At 45.3% G+C, this 16,269-nt stretch carries 14 protein-coding genes and 1 tRNA gene; 9 read left to right on the plus strand and 6 right to left on the minus strand.

Annotated features, from left to right (window positions below):
* Window positions 1-2 precede the first annotated feature (2 nt).
* A complete protein-coding gene (locus J2Z65_RS22055; protein ID WP_167058343.1) occupies window positions 3-182 on the minus strand; it encodes a hypothetical protein in 180 nt (59 codons plus the stop codon).
* A 122-nt stretch (window positions 183-304) separates the two neighbouring features.
* Between J2Z65_RS22055 and J2Z65_RS22060 the strand changes: the two genes are divergently transcribed.
* From J2Z65_RS22060 to J2Z65_RS22070, 3 genes are all read left to right on the plus strand, one after another.
* Window positions 305-388, plus strand: a tRNA-Leu gene (locus J2Z65_RS22060).
* A gap of 146 nt (window positions 389-534) precedes the next feature.
* Window positions 535-1,353, plus strand: coding sequence for a DUF695 domain-containing protein (locus J2Z65_RS22065; RefSeq protein WP_167058346.1), 819 nt, complete (start codon window positions 535-537; stop codon window positions 1,351-1,353).
* Between the two features lie 97 nt (window positions 1,354-1,450).
* The gene (locus J2Z65_RS22070; RefSeq protein WP_167058349.1) at window positions 1,451-2,104 is read left to right on the plus strand and encodes a Bax inhibitor-1/YccA family protein; all 654 of its coding nucleotides are present in this window, start codon (window positions 1,451-1,453) and stop codon (window positions 2,102-2,104) included.
* Window positions 2,105-2,168: 64 nt separating this feature from the next.
* Here J2Z65_RS22070 and J2Z65_RS22075 read toward each other — a convergent pair whose 3' ends face one another.
* On the minus strand, window positions 2,169-2,375 hold the full coding sequence (locus tag J2Z65_RS22075) for a hypothetical protein (protein ID WP_167058352.1): 207 nt from the start codon (window positions 2,373-2,375) through the stop codon (window positions 2,169-2,171).
* Window positions 2,376-2,542: 167 nt separating this feature from the next.
* Between J2Z65_RS22075 and J2Z65_RS22080 the strand changes: the two genes are divergently transcribed.
* Together J2Z65_RS22080 and J2Z65_RS22085 are read left to right on the plus strand one after the other, a co-directional pair.
* A complete protein-coding gene (locus J2Z65_RS22080; protein WP_167058355.1) occupies window positions 2,543-2,824 on the plus strand; it encodes a hypothetical protein in 282 nt (93 codons plus the stop codon).
* 79 nt (window positions 2,825-2,903) lie between these two features.
* On the plus strand, window positions 2,904-3,095 hold the full coding sequence (locus J2Z65_RS22085) for a YqzE family protein (protein ID WP_167058358.1): 192 nt from the start codon (window positions 2,904-2,906) through the stop codon (window positions 3,093-3,095).
* 81 nt (window positions 3,096-3,176) lie between these two features.
* Here J2Z65_RS22085 and J2Z65_RS22090 read toward each other — a convergent pair whose 3' ends face one another.
* The 3 genes from J2Z65_RS22090 to J2Z65_RS22100 form a co-directional block, all read right to left on the minus strand.
* A complete protein-coding gene (locus J2Z65_RS22090; RefSeq protein WP_167058361.1) occupies window positions 3,177-4,142 on the minus strand; it encodes a hypothetical protein in 966 nt (321 codons plus the stop codon).
* Window positions 4,143-4,259: 117 nt separating this feature from the next.
* Complete coding sequence (locus J2Z65_RS22095) at window positions 4,260-5,249, minus strand: YqhG family protein (RefSeq protein ID WP_167058364.1); 990 nt, start codon at window positions 5,247-5,249, stop codon at window positions 4,260-4,262.
* Complete coding sequence (locus tag J2Z65_RS22100; protein ID WP_167058367.1) at window positions 5,246-7,036, minus strand: DEAD/DEAH box helicase; 1,791 nt, start codon at window positions 7,034-7,036, stop codon at window positions 5,246-5,248. The genes J2Z65_RS22095 and J2Z65_RS22100 overlap by 4 nt, the downstream gene beginning before the upstream one ends.
* Before the next feature lie 264 nt (window positions 7,037-7,300).
* Between J2Z65_RS22100 and J2Z65_RS22105 the strand changes: the two genes are divergently transcribed.
* Window positions 7,301-8,140 (plus strand): lipoate--protein ligase family protein, encoded by an 840-nt coding sequence (locus tag J2Z65_RS22105; RefSeq protein WP_167058370.1) that lies wholly within the window; start codon window positions 7,301-7,303, stop codon window positions 8,138-8,140.
* A gap of 294 nt (window positions 8,141-8,434) precedes the next feature.
* On the opposite strand, the gene dat is transcribed toward J2Z65_RS22105, so the two are convergent.
* Complete coding sequence (gene dat, locus J2Z65_RS22110; RefSeq protein WP_167058373.1) at window positions 8,435-9,262, minus strand: D-amino-acid transaminase; 828 nt, start codon at window positions 9,260-9,262, stop codon at window positions 8,435-8,437.
* A gap of 345 nt (window positions 9,263-9,607) precedes the next feature.
* Between dat and J2Z65_RS22115 the strand changes: the two genes are divergently transcribed.
* From J2Z65_RS22115 to J2Z65_RS22125, 3 genes are all read left to right on the plus strand, one after another.
* Window positions 9,608-12,253 (plus strand): adenosylcobalamin-dependent ribonucleoside-diphosphate reductase, encoded by a 2,646-nt coding sequence (locus J2Z65_RS22115; RefSeq protein WP_167058376.1) that lies wholly within the window; start codon window positions 9,608-9,610, stop codon window positions 12,251-12,253.
* A 759-nt stretch (window positions 12,254-13,012) separates the two neighbouring features.
* Window positions 13,013-13,171: a GH36 C-terminal domain-containing protein gene (locus J2Z65_RS35385; RefSeq protein ID WP_240159699.1), complete on the plus strand. Its 159-nt coding sequence runs from the start codon at window positions 13,013-13,015 to the stop codon at window positions 13,169-13,171.
* Between the two features lie 725 nt (window positions 13,172-13,896).
* Complete coding sequence (locus J2Z65_RS22125; protein ID WP_167058379.1) at window positions 13,897-16,254, plus strand: AraC family transcriptional regulator; 2,358 nt, start codon at window positions 13,897-13,899, stop codon at window positions 16,252-16,254.
* The last annotated feature ends 15 nt before the right edge of the window (window positions 16,255-16,269 follow it).

Here is a 16,269-nt window from a genome sequence, read left to right on the forward strand (position 1 = left end):
TTCTATGATCTGCGGAATACGCCGAAGGCAAGCCCGGCTGTAACGGCATCAACGCCATCCGTATCGTTTTCTTCATTTTTGAAATTAGGATCATGTACGATTCCTTCAGCTTCACCTTCTGTGAGATGCCGCTCATTGCCTGTATATTTCGGTTCAAGGGCTTTAATTTCTTCCTTATCCATGTTCATTCCTCCTTTGGCTATAGGGTTAGGAGTAGGCTTTGGATTTATGCATGATTTGTAAAAGTTTCGTTGACGAGCTTTCAAGTCCCATGTTATATTTATTTTTGTTAGCACAGCTATACGCGATCATGGCGGAATTGGAAGACGCGCACGGTTCAGGTCCGTGTGGGCTTACCCCCGTGGAGGTTCGAGTCCTCTTGATCGCATCCAATTGTAACAACCCCTTCATTTTGAAGGGGTTGTTTTTGTGCGCGCCTACTTTTATCAACAATGGACAAGCAAATGGGGTAGGCAGTCAGGTCTAAGCCCTATATAATAAAAATAATCTGAAGGGAAATAGGGGGAACATCCTATGGAAGAAGATTGGAATTTGTTTGAACGCATCCGGGATCGGGAGCAGGTTCTAATCTTTATGAACACTGCTTTGAAGTCGAAAGCACCTTTCATAGGTTATGGTCAAAGAATGACGATCGTCTTTAACATGTACAGTTTGTGGGACCTTTCAGGGAGCTCAACGCAAAAGGCGCAGCAGTTATTTTACGAGCTTGAAGATAAGCTCATTTCACGGATGAAAGATAAAGGATACGCCATATACGCAGGGCGGATTTCTTCACATAATAAAATGGAAATGTACTTTTATGCCAAGGATGACTGGGAATGGGAACCGGAGATGAAGCGGATGATGCTGGATTTCCCAAACTTCCGCTATTATTTTTTGATGACGAAGGATCAAGACTGGAGCTTCTATCTGGAAGAAATGGCACCGTCGCCATTGGAGGAACAGTGGATGCGCAATGCCAAGATCGCCTATGCGCTGAAGCGTCGCGGGGATAATTTGGAAAGAGCCAGGGAGGTTCAGCATTGGCTGCATTTTCCGGACTCTGCGCGGATGGATGAGATGAAAAGCAAAGTCGGCAAGCTTGGCTACATCGTCATTGTCTCGGAAATGGATACCACGCGAAATGTGGAGCCATACGTTCTGCACTTGAGCAAATTGCACACGTTGGATGTTCCGACGGTCAATGCCATTACCAAAGAATTGTTCGTGCTTGCCTCCGAAGTCGGCGGGACTTATGACGGTTGGGGTACGCGTCTTATCCTTAAGTTTCCTGCGAAAGTGCGCGCCTACTTGAAACATATATTCGTGAGACTGTTCTCTGCATTCAGATAAATGCCTAACTTCCCGGCGTATAGCGGTTCTCATGAAGTTTAGGTATAATACATAATATAGATCGTACAAGTTTCTAATTAAAGGAGTTGACGGTTTCATGGATAGAACGGTGACGGTTTCACACACAGGCAGTTTTGCTCATGTGCTTCAAACTTTTGCCATTTCCCTCTTGGTTTCCTTTCTGGGGACACTGATCGGCGCAATGGTTGTTCCGCCTTCAATGATTATGCTTTTCGTCATTGCTGAAGTGGTGATGCTGGTTGCAGCAATCGTTATTCGGATTCGCGGTAAAAATATCGGGTACGGTTTTCTTTATGCATTTACAGCGATTTCAGGTGTTACCCTGTATCCGGTTATTATGGCTTACGGCGGTATGCTTGGAGCTAATGTAGTATCTGGCGCATTCTTCGCGACAGCAGCAATCTTCGGCGGACTTGCCTTCTATGCGCACCGTTCGCAGCGTGATTTCAGCTTCCTCGGAGGCTTCTTGTTTGCAGGAACGATTGGCCTTGTGCTGATGAGCGTAATCGGCATGTTCGTTAACTTCGGTTCGATAACGAATCTGATTTGGTCGATGATCGGCATCCTCATTTTCAGCGGCTGGGTGCTGTATGATGTGGCGCAATACCGAAATGGCGTAGGCTCGGAAGAGGTTCCGCTGGCTGCCCTCAACATTTATCTGGATTTCATTAATCTGTTCTTGTACATCTTGCGTTTCTTAGCTTCTATTGCTGGCATCAGCAGAGATTAGGACAGCGAAGCTTCTCGTAAAAAAAGCACTTTCGAAACCCGTTAACGGGAATCGAAGGTGCTTTTTAATTGTGAAAATATGCAATATCCCCGCGAAAGCACCGATTAATTTCAAGCAGGGTATGAAGAAGTTGAGTGAGCTCAGCTTGGCTCAGCTGAACTGCGGAGATCGTATCTTCGCGCTCATGCTCACGAAGCTTTAACTCCAGCCTATGGCTGGATTTATCCATGTGGATGCTAAGCTGTTCAGTTAGGAGCATCTCTTCCCACATCCGATGCACCCCTTTCCCTCTCAATACTTTACTATATGCAGCAGGGACGAGGTTAGAAGCGTTCTTAGCGGTTCAGAACGCCGACCGATTTTTTTGAAACAAGCACGATTTGAACCCTCTCTTCATACAATTTAGTGATCCTATAAGGGGAGAGAGGAGATTGACCTATGGCGGCTTGCAGTACTTGGACGTATAGAGGGATTTCGTCTTCGGTGTTTCGATCTTTGCAACAAGTGGGAAAGAAACAGGGATTCACGATTCCTAATGCAGCATCGGGCAAGTTCATGATAACCGTAGTTGGGATGAATGTCGGTTTCCAATACGCTTGGGATATGAATGCACAGACTTTGCTTTTGTTGTGCGATAACAAACCGATGCTGCTGGGCTGCGGTACAATTAAGACATTTGCGGATAAAATTATTTCGGAGAGCGGCGGTAAAGTCGGTTGAACCCATGCCTTCCACCTGTCCGTGCCGTTTAAGTCCGGAACTCTCTGGTTACAATAGGGAGAAAAGGGCAGGTGGGCGTATGGCCAAAAGTGATGAGCTGGTCAAGTACATAACGCAACAGGTTGTGACGTATATAGACACACCTAAAGATGTTCGTCAGCAGGCAAAAGCAATAAACAAGGAGAAGCGCGAACATTGGCAGACACGCTGGTTTGGCATGCTGCCCATGGCTGCCCGGATGTTGTTTGATCAGATCAAACCCAAAAAATAGTTCCGCAATTGAACAAAAGCTGCCCCAAAGGTCTGAAAAACCTGTGAGACAGCTTTTGTTTTTTTGTATAGTTGGCAGCTTTTATTCATAAACATGACCCATTCCTAGCGCAGCCGAAAGCCGTACGTACCTCGGTCCCTCATGATCCAGAATAAGGTAGGGCGAACCTTCCTGCCAAGATTGGTAGCCTAGAATGGCGAGCGGCAGTGTAACCTGGCCGTCGTACAGTTCGGTGACATAAGTCAGATTTTCATTTGTATCGAGAGCGTTTTGGAGTTCTGGGAGGCTATTGACAGGGAGCGGCGCTCCTACAATCCAAGGCATTCTGTCGTAAGGATCAAAAGCCGGGTGCAGAGTTGTAATCGCTTCTCCGGCTAAGTCGGTTTCTGGAAGGGTATCCTCCGTATCCGTTAGCTTCGGCGTCGGGTCCTCTTTTAAAGGAAGCACCTCGCCTGATTTGGCATCTAAATAATAGGTTTGGTCCTGAAGCTTGATTTTCCAAACAGAAGTTAAGGCATCCGTATATAATCGTTCTTTGGCGATCGTTTCATTGGCAGCAAAATCAGAATAAGAAATAGTAGTCGGGATGAGTTCATGCTGTACCAAGGAGCGATACAGCGTGGTTAAGCTGAAAAGAGGATGCTTGCCTGTTCCATACTCCGTTAATCGGAAGGTGCCGTTTTCTGTGGCATGTACAATCATATAGCCGACATCTTCGCCATGATCAGTGAGAATAACGACCCAACCGTGAGTACCTGGACCAAGCGGGTAGCTGTTCCAAGATGCCGATTGCCAGCCTTCAAACCCTGCTTCGTGTGCGAGTGCTGCGCGCCACTTGTCGACGGTGGCCGTCAAAGTGGATTCGCTTCTCAGATCAGGCACAGGCTTCGCTGCCGCCGTTTGTGGGCTGTCGGCTGCGGATTGTCCGCTCCTTTGCACGAGGCTTGTCCGATCCGAATTATCGCCCGCAGAGCTCTGCACCGGTAAGAATAATAAGCTGCCTATGCATATGAAACAGGCTGTTGTCCATGCAGTCCTCAACTTCATTTGCGTTCACCTGCCTATCTCTAACCTCTCATTTGTATGAATCTATTGTAATTCTTATGCTATAAAAAGATTGTTAGAACCTGTAGTGGTAATTTTGCGATGTTTTAGCGACTATCGTCAGTTCCTGGGTGTACGCCCGGCGTTCAAATGAAACAGTCCGCAATTGATGACAGAAACGACGATACGAGGCTTATGCTGCCAGTCGATTTCTTCGAGGCGATTTCGGCATTGCATTTCGATTTCGTCTCTTTTGTCTGGTTCTGCATTCAGCAGAAGACCATTGTAGTAAGACTCTACACGGTCGATCTCGCTGCGGTGCTGTGCATTTGCTTCATCCGCCCAGCTGTGGTCATAGGTGCTGATTTTACGCTCAAGCGTCGTTTCGAGATGATTCACAGCTTTGGACAGGGAAATCGTATCTTGCAAAATATGACTATTCGCAGGCAGTTTTGGAGAAAGGCTCTTGGTTAATAGATGTTTATGAAAATGCTCGCGAATCTCGCCGCTGTTCAATTGGATGGCGAGAGAGTGGATTTCACTTCGCTTGCGGTCGCACACTAGTTCCACTTTGTAATTGACGCAAAACCAAGTGTCATACACGAGCGCAGCATGATAAGTAGCTCCCGTGGGAAAAGGCTCCTCGAAGAGATGCACGAATTTCCCGCGTTCACGGACGATGTTGAACATTTGCTCCAGCCGCCTGCTGCCGAAGGTAACCTCATCCTGTGGTACACGGGCGGTAATCGTCGTTGGGACGAAGCCGAAATAGCGTCCGAGAATGCTGTCGGAGGATCCGTCAGCTGCCTGGCCTTGCTCCGAAGCGGGAGGTACGCTGCCTGCCGGCGTGCTCTTGACTGCGGTTGCCGCAGCCTTGGGTTTTGCCTCCAGCTTCATTTGCTCCGGATCGAAGATGAATTTATAGGTCATCGTTTCAGCGGGAGTGCCGGTTCGTTCCACGAAGCTCCAATAATAAGGACGGCCTGTCATTTCCCGATCCGCTTCCGGGGACAGCTTGGCTGTGACATAGGCTGGCGATTTCTCTAGAATGGTGCAGTCATAGGCTTCAAGAAAGCGCATGACGAATGTGTGTATATTGCGTTTATTCATGGTCTGACCTCACCGCTTTGCGCTCCGCCTACGGCATCGAGGATGTGTTGAAATTCTGCGCCATAGACCGGGTTTTGTTCGATTTCATCCTTGATTTCGGTGAAAGTATGGCCTAGCTCATCAATTTTCCTGCGGATATCTTCCTGCGAGCCCGCCTCCATCACCATACGGAATAACGAAGTTTCGAGGGAGCCTTTCTTTTCGATCTTCTCCAGAATCGTATCGAGCTGCCCGATTACCATTTCGAACATATTGATCTTCTCGTGCAGCAAAGAGAGAATATGCTCTTCAATTGTATTATTTGTAGATAGATTATAGATGTTTACATCATGCGTTTGGCCAAGACGATGTACCCGGCCTATCCGTTGTTCCACGCGCATCGGGTTCCACGGCAAATCGAAATTAATCATGTTGTGGCAAAACTGCAAATTAATGCCCTCACCGCCGGCTTCAGTTGCAACAAGAACTTGTACGCGGTTGCGGAATAAATCCATCATCCAATCCTTTTTACCGCGATTCATGCCGCCACGATAAGGAACTGCCGTAATTTTATGCTCTTTTAAATAGTTGAGCAGATACTCTTGCGAAGCGCGATATTCCGTGAAAATAATGACTTTATCATTGATTTCCTGGACTAGCTTCATGGTCGTTTCCGCTTTGCTGTTCGCTTTAATACTGCGGATCAGCTCAACCAGCTCCCATATTTTGGCGCGAGTCGGCGAATCCTCGGCTGTTTTTTTGAACAAATTCACGAGTGTGATGAAGACAGCATCCCTGGAGGAGCAAACTTCCCGTTGAAGAGTAATGAGCGATAGCATACTGCTGAGATCGCCTGCGCTTTCTTCATACCGTGTGCGAACGAATCTCGTGACGCCGTCATAGAGGGCTTGTTCCTCTGGGGAAAGCGTGAGCGGGATGTTTTTGACCACCCGTTTGGTGTAATGAACGCCTCCATCGCCTCGACGATTTCGGATCATCACCTTAGAGAGCTCCTGCTGAAGCTGGATCTCGTTTTTGGGAATTCTTTTGCCAACAACGAAATTGGACTTGAAGGAGCTTTGGATGCCAAGTTGACCGGGTTTCAGCAGCGTGATGAGATTATAGAGCTCTTTTAAATCGTTTTGGACCGGTGTGGCGGTGAGCAGCAGGCAATATTTTTTGCGCAGCTCGTTCACGAAAGTGTAGTTGGTCGTTTTTTTATTTTTCAGCTTGTGGGCTTCATCCACGATGAGCATGTCATATTCCAAGCCCATCACGATTTCCCGATGCGGATCGCGTTTTGCGGTATCCATCGAAGCGACGATGATGTCGCTTTGCTGCCACATGTACGCTTTCTTATGAGCGACGGCTGGAATGCCGAATTTGGAGTTCAATTCACGTACCCATTGCAATACAAGGGAGGCCGGCACCAAAATAAGTGTTTTGCGGACCAAACCGCGGATCATGTATTCTTTTAAAATTAAACCAGCCTCAATCGTTTTCCCGAGTCCAACTTCATCAGCCAAAATCGCTCGACCGCGCATCTCATTGAGCACTCTTTTCGCCGTATCAATTTGATGAGCCATAGGCTCCAGCTGCCCCAAATGAACGAGGCACTGCATTTCGTCAAACGTAGAAATAAGCCCCGATTCTTCCGATTCATAGGCCAGCTGGTAAAGTGTCCAATCGTCCCATGGCCCTCCTCCGCGCACACGATGATCCAGCTCAGTAAACCAGTCCCTCTCAAAGTGCATATCCAACCGATGATGAATGGGGCGAATGTTCTCTTGCTGTTCATGTTGACGCATGGATGTGCCCTCCTAAGAGTTTTCGTAAGAAAACTGACCTCGTAAGCATAAATTGAATTTTGCTCTGCAAAACTGAGGCTAAACGCCGATTACGTGTTAGTATGTCCATAAGAGGCGCTTTCATAACTTTTCCATCGCAAAACAAATGAGGAAATCAGTCAGGAGCCGGGGGCCGAGGCGGAATCGTAAGAGCAGATGATTTTGTGGTATGATAGAAGTTGTCTTTGTATAGCAATGTGGGAAAGAAAGGGTGACGTGTTCGACATGACTGCTTGGCGATTTATACATACGGGAGATCGTTCTCCTGCTGAAAATATGGCTTTAGATGAAGCGATTCTGACCGCACACAGTGAGGGGATCGTCCCTCCTACCGTGCGTTTTTACGGATGGAATCCGGCAACGTTGTCGATCGGTTATTTCCAAAAAGCGTCGGAAGTCGATCAGGAAGCCGTAGCGAAAGAGGGGATAGGCTTTGTGCGCCGTCCTACAGGAGGCAGAGCCGTTCTGCACGATAAGGAGCTGACGTACAGCATTATTGTGGCCGAGGATTACCCGGGCATTCCCCGTAATGTCACCGACGCTTACCGCGTCCTGAGCGAAGGGCTGCTACAAGGCTTTCGTGCGCTTGGACTTAACGCAGAGATGGTGCAGCTTGCAAGCGATGAGGAGAAGGAGAAATATGCGTCGGCAGGCTCCGCAGCTTGCTTCGATTCTCCTTCCTGGTACGAGCTTGTTGTTGAGGGACGCAAAGTCGCCGGCAGTGCGCAGGTTCGGCAAAAGAACGTCGTGCTGCAGCATGGCTCGATCCTGCTGGATATGGATACGGATCAACTGTTTCGTATGTTGAGATTCTCGAACGAGAAGGTTGCGGAGCGAATGAAGTCGAGCTTTTTGAAGAAAGCTGTGGCGATTAACGAGCTGCTGCGTGCGCAGGGAAAAGAGGCGGTTACGCTAGCACAAGTCGAAGAAGCATTCCGTCGGGAAATTGAGCTGGGCTTAGGGGTAGAGCTTGTTGAGGCGCCTTTGACGCCATTTGAGATGGAGTTGACCGATCGTCTCGTGAAAGAGAAGTATGGTGCGGATGAGTGGAATTTGCGGCGGTAGTCGGTGTGCAGATAGGACGAGCGGGCTGTCTCTCTTTAGCGGAACCACGGGGTACTATTTAGGCTAAAAGTGGTCGTTCGGGTGCAGAAGAGGAACTACAGGGTCTTATTTCAGCAAAATGGTGCCCATTTCTGACGAAAACTCCGAAATAGCATCACACAGTTTCGCTACGTGCGCTAAAAGGGTTGATTCCGCTGAAATAGCGCCCTGGTGTTCCTTTATCAGCACGCAAGGAAGTGTGTGAACACTGAGCTTTTAAACCTAAGGCAGTTGCCTTAGGTTTTTTATATTTGGTTACGCAAAAGTGCGAACGAACTCGTCTTGCAGCCTGCGAGTGAGCGGACCTGGTATACCGGTGCCAATCGAGTGGCCATCTACTTCCAGGATTGGCGTGATTTCTACCGTCGTTCCTGTGATAAAAGCTTCGTCAGCCCCAGCGAGCTGTTCCGTCGTAAAAGCCTCTTCTTTAACCGGCATTTCCAAAGCGCGGGCTAGTCGCAAAACAACGGCCCGGGTGATACCGTGCAAAATCAAATGATTGGCAGGATGCGTATATAGCACTCCATCCTTAATGATCATCAGGTTAGATGCGCTGCATTCGGTCACGGTTCCTTCGCGGTGCAGCACAACCTCTTGCACGCCGTGATCGAGTGCGGCTTGCTTTGCCATGACATTGGGCAGCAGATTGAGCGTTTTGAGATCGCATCTCAACCAGCGGATATCCGCAAAAGTAATGGCTTTAATACCGTTATGTATCGTAGCAACGGGTCTTGGCACTTCCGTACAGTATGCGAGCATAACCGGTTCCGTTTGGGGCGGGAACGGGTGTGCGCGGGGAGCTTCGCCCCGGGTAATTTGCACATATACGGTGCCTTCGACCAGCTTGTTTTTCTCTACCAGCTCTGTGAGAATTTGTCCTATTTTTCGGCTCGTAAAAGGTAGTGTTAGCCGCACTTCTTCTGCGGTTCTTTGAAGCCTTTGCATATGTGCATCCTGTTCATACAGCTGGCCTTGATAGACCCGGAATACTTCATAGATGCCGTCTCCGAAATAATAGCCGCGATCATCTGGCGAGAGATGGATATCCGTTTTGGGGATGAATTCATTTTTATAAAAATACATGTCGTTTACATCTCCTTAGCACTTTCTGGGGAAGGATAAATAAAAAGAAATTTTCCGAACAGATGTTCTAAAAATAAAGGAATTGTGGTATCCTTAATATAGGTTAACAGAGTGAACAGGTATCGTCAAAAGCAACGGAGAGGTTACAAGCTTTCTTTGAAATAACGAGAAATTCAGAGCAAATTCTAGCTAATGCGATATTAACTTGTCTTAATAAACAAAATTGGTCCTTTAGCCATTCGAAGGTCAATATCTTGTGTTGTATAATGAATTTCTCACACCATATATTGTAATTTTTAATTTAGTTGCAGCTGAATCTGTAGCTTATTGGGAGGGCATTTGTCGATGGGGATTTCGCAATCAGGTAAGAAGCTGGAAGGGTTAAGCGAGAAAATATTTTTGGACCGCTATGCACTCAAGAATGCAGATACGAGCTTTGCTAAGGTAGGGGATACCGTTCTCGTTCTGACGAAGGATGATCCCAAATTCCCAGCCAAAGAGGTAGGCGAAATTATAAGCCGTGAAGGCGACATCGTTCAAGTAAGAACACGCAGCGGCGAGACGGTGAAGTCTCCGGTTGAAAAGCTTACGCTAAACATAGAAAAAACACCTGAAGAAATGTGGAATCGCTTAGCTGGAGCAATGGCTTCCGTCGAAGCGACGCCGGAGAAACGAAATGAATGGACAGATAAATTCAGATATATTTTAGATGATTGGAAGCTTGTTCCAGGCGGACGTATTGCGGCAGGCGCGGATGCGAGCGATGAACTGACGCTTTTTAACTGTTATGTCATTCCGTCTCCTCACGATAGTCGTGGCGGCATTATGAGCACATTATCTGAAATGACGGAAATTATGTCGCGCGGCGGAGGAGTCGGTATCAATCTATCCTCGCTTCGCCCACGCCGTTCCGTTGTTAAGGGAGTGAACGGTTCATCGAGCGGAGCTGTTTCATGGGGCGGTTTGTTCAGCTATACAACCGGCCTGATCGAGCAAGGGGGAAGCCGGCGGGGCGCTCTCATGCTGATGATTAATGACTGGCATCCTGATCTGGAAGATTTCATTACAGTGAAGTCGACCATGGGACAAATTACAAATGCCAATCTGTCCGTTTGCGTAAGCAATGGATTTATGAAAGCTGTGAAGGAAGACTTGGAATGGGAACTCGTATTCCCGGATACCACAGATCCTGAATATAACGAGAAATGGGACGGCAACTTGGAAGCTTGGAAAAAGCTTGGCAAAGCCGTCAAGCCTTACCGCACAGTAAGAGCTCGTGATGTATGGCATACCATTATTGAGTCTGCCTGGAAATCGGCTGAGCCTGGTGTCGTATTCATGGAATACTACAACCAAATGTCGAACAGCTGGTACTTTAATCCGATTATTTGTACCAATCCGTGCGGGGAGCAAGGCCTTCCGGCGTGGGGCGTATGCAATTTATCGGCGATTAATTTATCGAAGTTTTATGATGCGGAGAAGCATGACGTGGATTGGGCGGATTTGGCCACGGTTGTCCGTTACTCGACTCGTTTCCTTGATAATGTCATCGATAAGACGCCGTATCATTTTGAAGAAAATCGTGAGAATCAACAAAGCGAACGCCGTGTAGGTCTAGGCTCTATGGGCTTAGCTGAACTTATGATTAAATTGAAAATTCGTTATGGAAGTCCGGAATCTTTGGTGTTTTTGGACAAAATCTACGGTTTTATGGCGAGAGAAGCCTATCTGGCATCGGCTGAGATTGCTGCTGAAAAAGGATCCTTTAAAGCGTTCATCGCCGATAAGTTCCTGGAGAGCGGCTTTATGAAAAATATGACCAAAGCATTCCCTGAAGTCGGCGAAGCCATCAAAAAGAACGGCATGCGCAACGTAACCGTTATTACGCAAGCTCCAACCGGAAGCACAGGAACGATGGTTGGTACATCGACGGGCATTGAGCCGTACTTTGCATTTGAATATTACCGCCAAAGCCGATTGGGCTTTGATAAGCAATATGTGCCGATTGCACAGGAATGGAAAGACGCTAACCCGAACCAGGAGCTGCCGGATTACTTTGTAACTTCGATGTCCTTGACAGCTGAAGATCATATCCGTGCACAAGCTGCGATCCAAACGTGGGTAGACAGTTCCATCTCCAAAACAGCGAACTGTCCGTCCGATTTCACAGTGGAAGAGACTAAACGGTTGTATGAATTGGCTTTTGATCTGGGCTGTAAAGGCGTCACCATTTATCGTGATGGAAGCCGTGATGTGCAGGTTCTGAGTACAAGCGCTGATAAGAAAGAAGACAAGAAAGAAGAGAAGGCTGCAGAAGCAGCACCTGTTGCTGTAGCAGCAGAGGCTGTGAAAGAAGAAGCTAGCTTAACGAATCTCTCTGGCAAGCTTGCTGTCAATGTTGACGCGAAGACAGAGCAAGTCTTCGATAAGCAATATAAGCGCCGTCCACAAATTCTGCGGGGCGCTACGTATAAAGTGAATACACCATTTGGCATGGCGTATATTACGATTAATGATATGAACGGAACGCCGAGTGAAATCTTCCTTAACGTAGGGAAAGCTGGCTCCGACGTATTTGCGATGTCCGAAGCACTAGGCCGGGTGTGCTCGTTATTCTTGCGCTATGGCGACCACGGGGACAAAGTGAAGCTGCTCGTGAAGCACTTGAAAGGCATTGGTGGCTCCGGCGCCATTGGGTTCGGCACCAACCGAGTCGAGTCCATCGCAGACGCGGTTGCCAAGGCGCTCGAGCAGCACGACGAAGTGATGAACGAGCAAGACGACGCGCGGAACTACGTGACCGCGACGAGTGAAGTGCTGGATGCGCCAGCACCGGCACCGGTGGCTGCTTCAAGCGGGCACACTGCACATGGCGGCAGCGCAGTTAGCGCCGCGCCGAAGGACTTGTGCCCGTCGTGCGGCTCCGCTTCGCTGATCAACAGCGAAGGGTGTAAGAACTGCGCGAACTGTGGCTACAGTCGCTGCTCGTAGGGAGAAAGGAGGACTTTTTTGTCCTCCTTTTTTTTTGTGAGTTGTAACTTAAAATGTCGGTGACTGGAAGATGAAATGTCGCTGAGTTGGAACATAAATGTCGTAGGCTCGTACCTTGATGGGACGGGCTTTTTCTTCATTTTGATCGTCGCTCACTTAACTGTTTTAAAAAAATATTCTCAGTGGTTTAATCAGAAATACTTGTATTTTTCTTGGAACATGTTTTGGCATTTTTCAAAGTTGCGTGATATCAGAAGAAAATGGACTAACTGCTGCCGACAAGCAGCCTACAAGCGGCTTTGTGTGGTGTCATAAATACTGAGAAAATTTTCAAAATTTGATTTGTGAGAGAACTATTTCAGAATTACTGAGAAATGTATAATTATGCATCAATATACATGCATTGATTGAGATAGTTAAAGGGAAAATATGTGATTTGAAATTTAAGAGGGTCATTGCCGATCAACAAGGACATGAAAAACTGCTGCCATCCATTAGGTGCAAATTGATGCCATGACCGCAGCGTGCTAGAAAGCTTGATGGCAGATGTCGAAATACCTATTATCCGGTGCTGTTGATTAGTTACAATAAAGTTTTGTTCAAAAGGATTTGTTTCAATAAAGTTTTGCTCTACTTTCTTTTTTTTGAGACTTATACTTATAAGCAGATTCGTCTACTTGTTCAATTCGGCGATCTCTACCGTTTGTTAAGCCCATTCGAGGGTAACGATACCGCTTCTCTTTCTTTCCGCTTACTACTATGCGTCTCAAAGGACTTAACCCCGACTTCGACTATCGTATCGAAGGTGCCGAAGGCGTATTCCCTGGTAACCATTTGTTATACGCTGGAATACCTATCACAGGACTGCGGGGTGACTTCCAAAGCAAAATCTGGCTGCTTGATCGTGCGCTTCAATAGCCCATTCTAGCTATCCCTTGCATACTTCTTTCGTGTAAGAACGTTTTTTTTACTTTCTTAACTCGATGGAATGATTCTTTTTCATACGTTTTAAGCTATGATATATCAACTGGGAAACTGCTCCACTATTGTGAATGGTAAAGGATCCAATGGTAGTTCATTAAATAAGTACTGAATAAACAGTATTTGAAATTTGCCTTGCGAAAAGCCGTAGAACCAACCTACAGGAAGAACTTGGAACGGTGCAAAAGGAATTGGTAGAGCTCAAGTAAGAAGCGATTGACCTTGTCTACGAGTTGGAAGGACGATTAGTTATGATCCTGCTGCTGGAACGAATTGGTCCGCTTGAACAATTGGAGAGGTGAAAATTCCTGCAGGATGCAACAAAAATTAAATTGTATATGTATATTTTGTTGGATTATTTAAATATGACAGTGTTAATTTGTATGAATTCTATATTATGATAGTATTTTGAAAAGGGACTGCCTATAGCCAACATCTCATCATCCGATTAACGAAGTTAATAGCTCGGATAGACAAGCTGTTTGTGTTACAATACGATGATTGTAAGGAGGGGGGAGAGATTGATGATTCTGCACAGGATCATATATGCCCTGCCGAGGTTATCCGATAGGCTTGTTAAGCTCATTGAATCTTTTTAGATGTATAGATCTGAACCACAATGTGATTAAGGTCCAATATCAACCAGAAGGAGTAACATTGACATGCTGAGGTTTTTTGGATCAAGCAAATACTTTCATAAGATTTATCTATGGATTGGCTTGGCCTTTTTGAGTCTACTGATTATTTTTTCAACGATTATATACTTGAGTGTCAAGAAATCAGTTCTCCAAAATAACTATGATTTAAACAAGCAGTTGCTTTCTCAAGTTGCCAATAATTTAGAAAATTTCGATCAGATGGTGAGGAATCTATGTTACTCCATTTATATGAGCAGTGATACCAAATCCATTTTTGATTTGAATAACATTAGCGACAATATTGGAGAAGCGAGCGCTGCATTGGAAAATTTAAGAACATCTTATATGAGCAATGGTCCATTTATTCATTCAATTTTTATCCACCATGGGAAATCGAATGTCTATTTGTCTACGAATAAAGGACTTTTCAGCAGCGATCCGCAGCTTGAAACAACGATTCGCTCTTTCAATGTTCTACCTGTGCTTAAGCCCATATATAGGCAGATGGACAGCCTTTATCCAATTGCATCCAAGCCAACGGACGATGTATTTACATATGCGATGTACGATTGGTTAGGGAAGGAAAACTTGCCGGATAACAGCGTTTATGTAAATATCAAGGCGGATTGGATGCTTGAGAATATTAACAGGATCAATACATCGAATCCGAATTCTAAGAGTAATATTTATATCTTGAATGGAAACAATGGCGAAAATATTGGGAATCAAATCAAGGATGAAACTACAAAGTCTTCCTTGCAAGTGATTTATAGTGACTTAATCAAAGACAAAATCATAGAATCGGGAGCTTCGTTCGATGCCTTTTCCACTGATTTCAACGGTGAGAAAAGCTATGTTTCATATATTTACTTGAAACAAACCGATTGGGTATTGGTAAAGGTTCAGTCTTATAAAGAAGTATTCCGTAATGTAGAAAATATTAAATTCATCATGCTTTTTATAACCTTGGTATTCATTTTTATTGCCGTCATTGCTTCATTTGCGATATCCAAAAAGATCTATGTTCCGATAGGCAAGCTTGTGAAACGGATTAATTCCTTGGATATTGATGAAAATGAAATAACTCCGATAGACGATGAGATCAGCTTTTTAAATCAAATGTATAATAAATTCTATGAATATAGAGAGATGTATTATAAAGAAAACCGCTCAAAAGATAGGCTTTTGAATAACTACTACCTTACTAATCTTCTAGTGGATAGCAACTCTATGACAAATGACGATATTGCCAATGCCTCACAAAGCAATAGTGCTTTGTTTGACTCTCGGAGCAAACTGACAGTATGTGTGATCAAAATTGACCAATACAATCATTTCGTGTTGAAAAGCAGTAAAGATCAAGAGTTACTCAGGTTTGCTATCGTTAATATTATGAATGATTTGTTGGCATCAAAATTTTATAACGAAGCTGTCGATATGAAAAAAGACCAGATTGTGCTTATTGTAAATACAGGTCAGGCCGAGAACAACGAAGCGATCCGTGTACTGTCCGAATGCCTTGCAGAAGCCCAGAAAATGATACTAAAGTATTTTAAATTGTCCGTATCTGTTTCCATTGGCGAAATTGTAGATACTGCTGTTGCATTGGAAGGGAGCTATCGTATTGCCCTTTATAATGCCAATTATCGAACTCTATTCGGGAGAATGTCTGTTATTACTTGTGATAAAGTCAAACAGAACAATGAGAATAGCCAAGTTCATTATTCTGCACAGTTGAATAAAAAACTGGTTGAAGCGATGAACACGGGACAAATAAAAAATGCCGAAATGATTGTTTTGAATATTTTGGAGGAGATCAAAGAGCAAAATTACAACAATATGACGCTGTCTGTCATGCATATAACAAATTTTATTTTAAATATGCTCAATGAGATGAACAAGTCCAAGCTGCAGCCCATAAATATCGATTACAATGTTTATAATTTAAAGATTATGGAATATGAAACGTTGGAAGAAATTTCGGAGGAGCTTATCCGATTGCTTTCTCTCGGCGTAGGGAATGCTAGAGCTTCAAATTTGGAGAAACATGCCTTGCTTATAGAAACGGCCAAGGGAATCATTGAGGAAAGCTATTCCGATCCGAGCTTGAGCTTGCAGCTTGTCGCAGAAATTCTCAAAATGTCATCTGTACATCTTGGGAAAATATTCAAAGAAAATATGTCGGTCTCACTTGCGGAATATATTCACGGTGTCCGATTGGAAAAAGCCAGAGAGCTGCTGGAGCAGTCGAACTTTACGACTGTTCAGATCATTGAGAAGATCGGAATGGAGAATGAAAGTTATTTTTATAAGCTTTTCAAAAAAAAGTACGGGGTAACGCCAAAGGAATATGTCTTGAAAAATACAGTAATGAAATCTTAAAAAAACGCCGCTTAG

This window comes from Paenibacillus aceris, assembly GCF_017874035.1.
Classification (GTDB): Bacteria; Bacillota; Bacilli; order Paenibacillales; family NBRC-103111; genus Paenibacillus_E; species Paenibacillus_E aceris.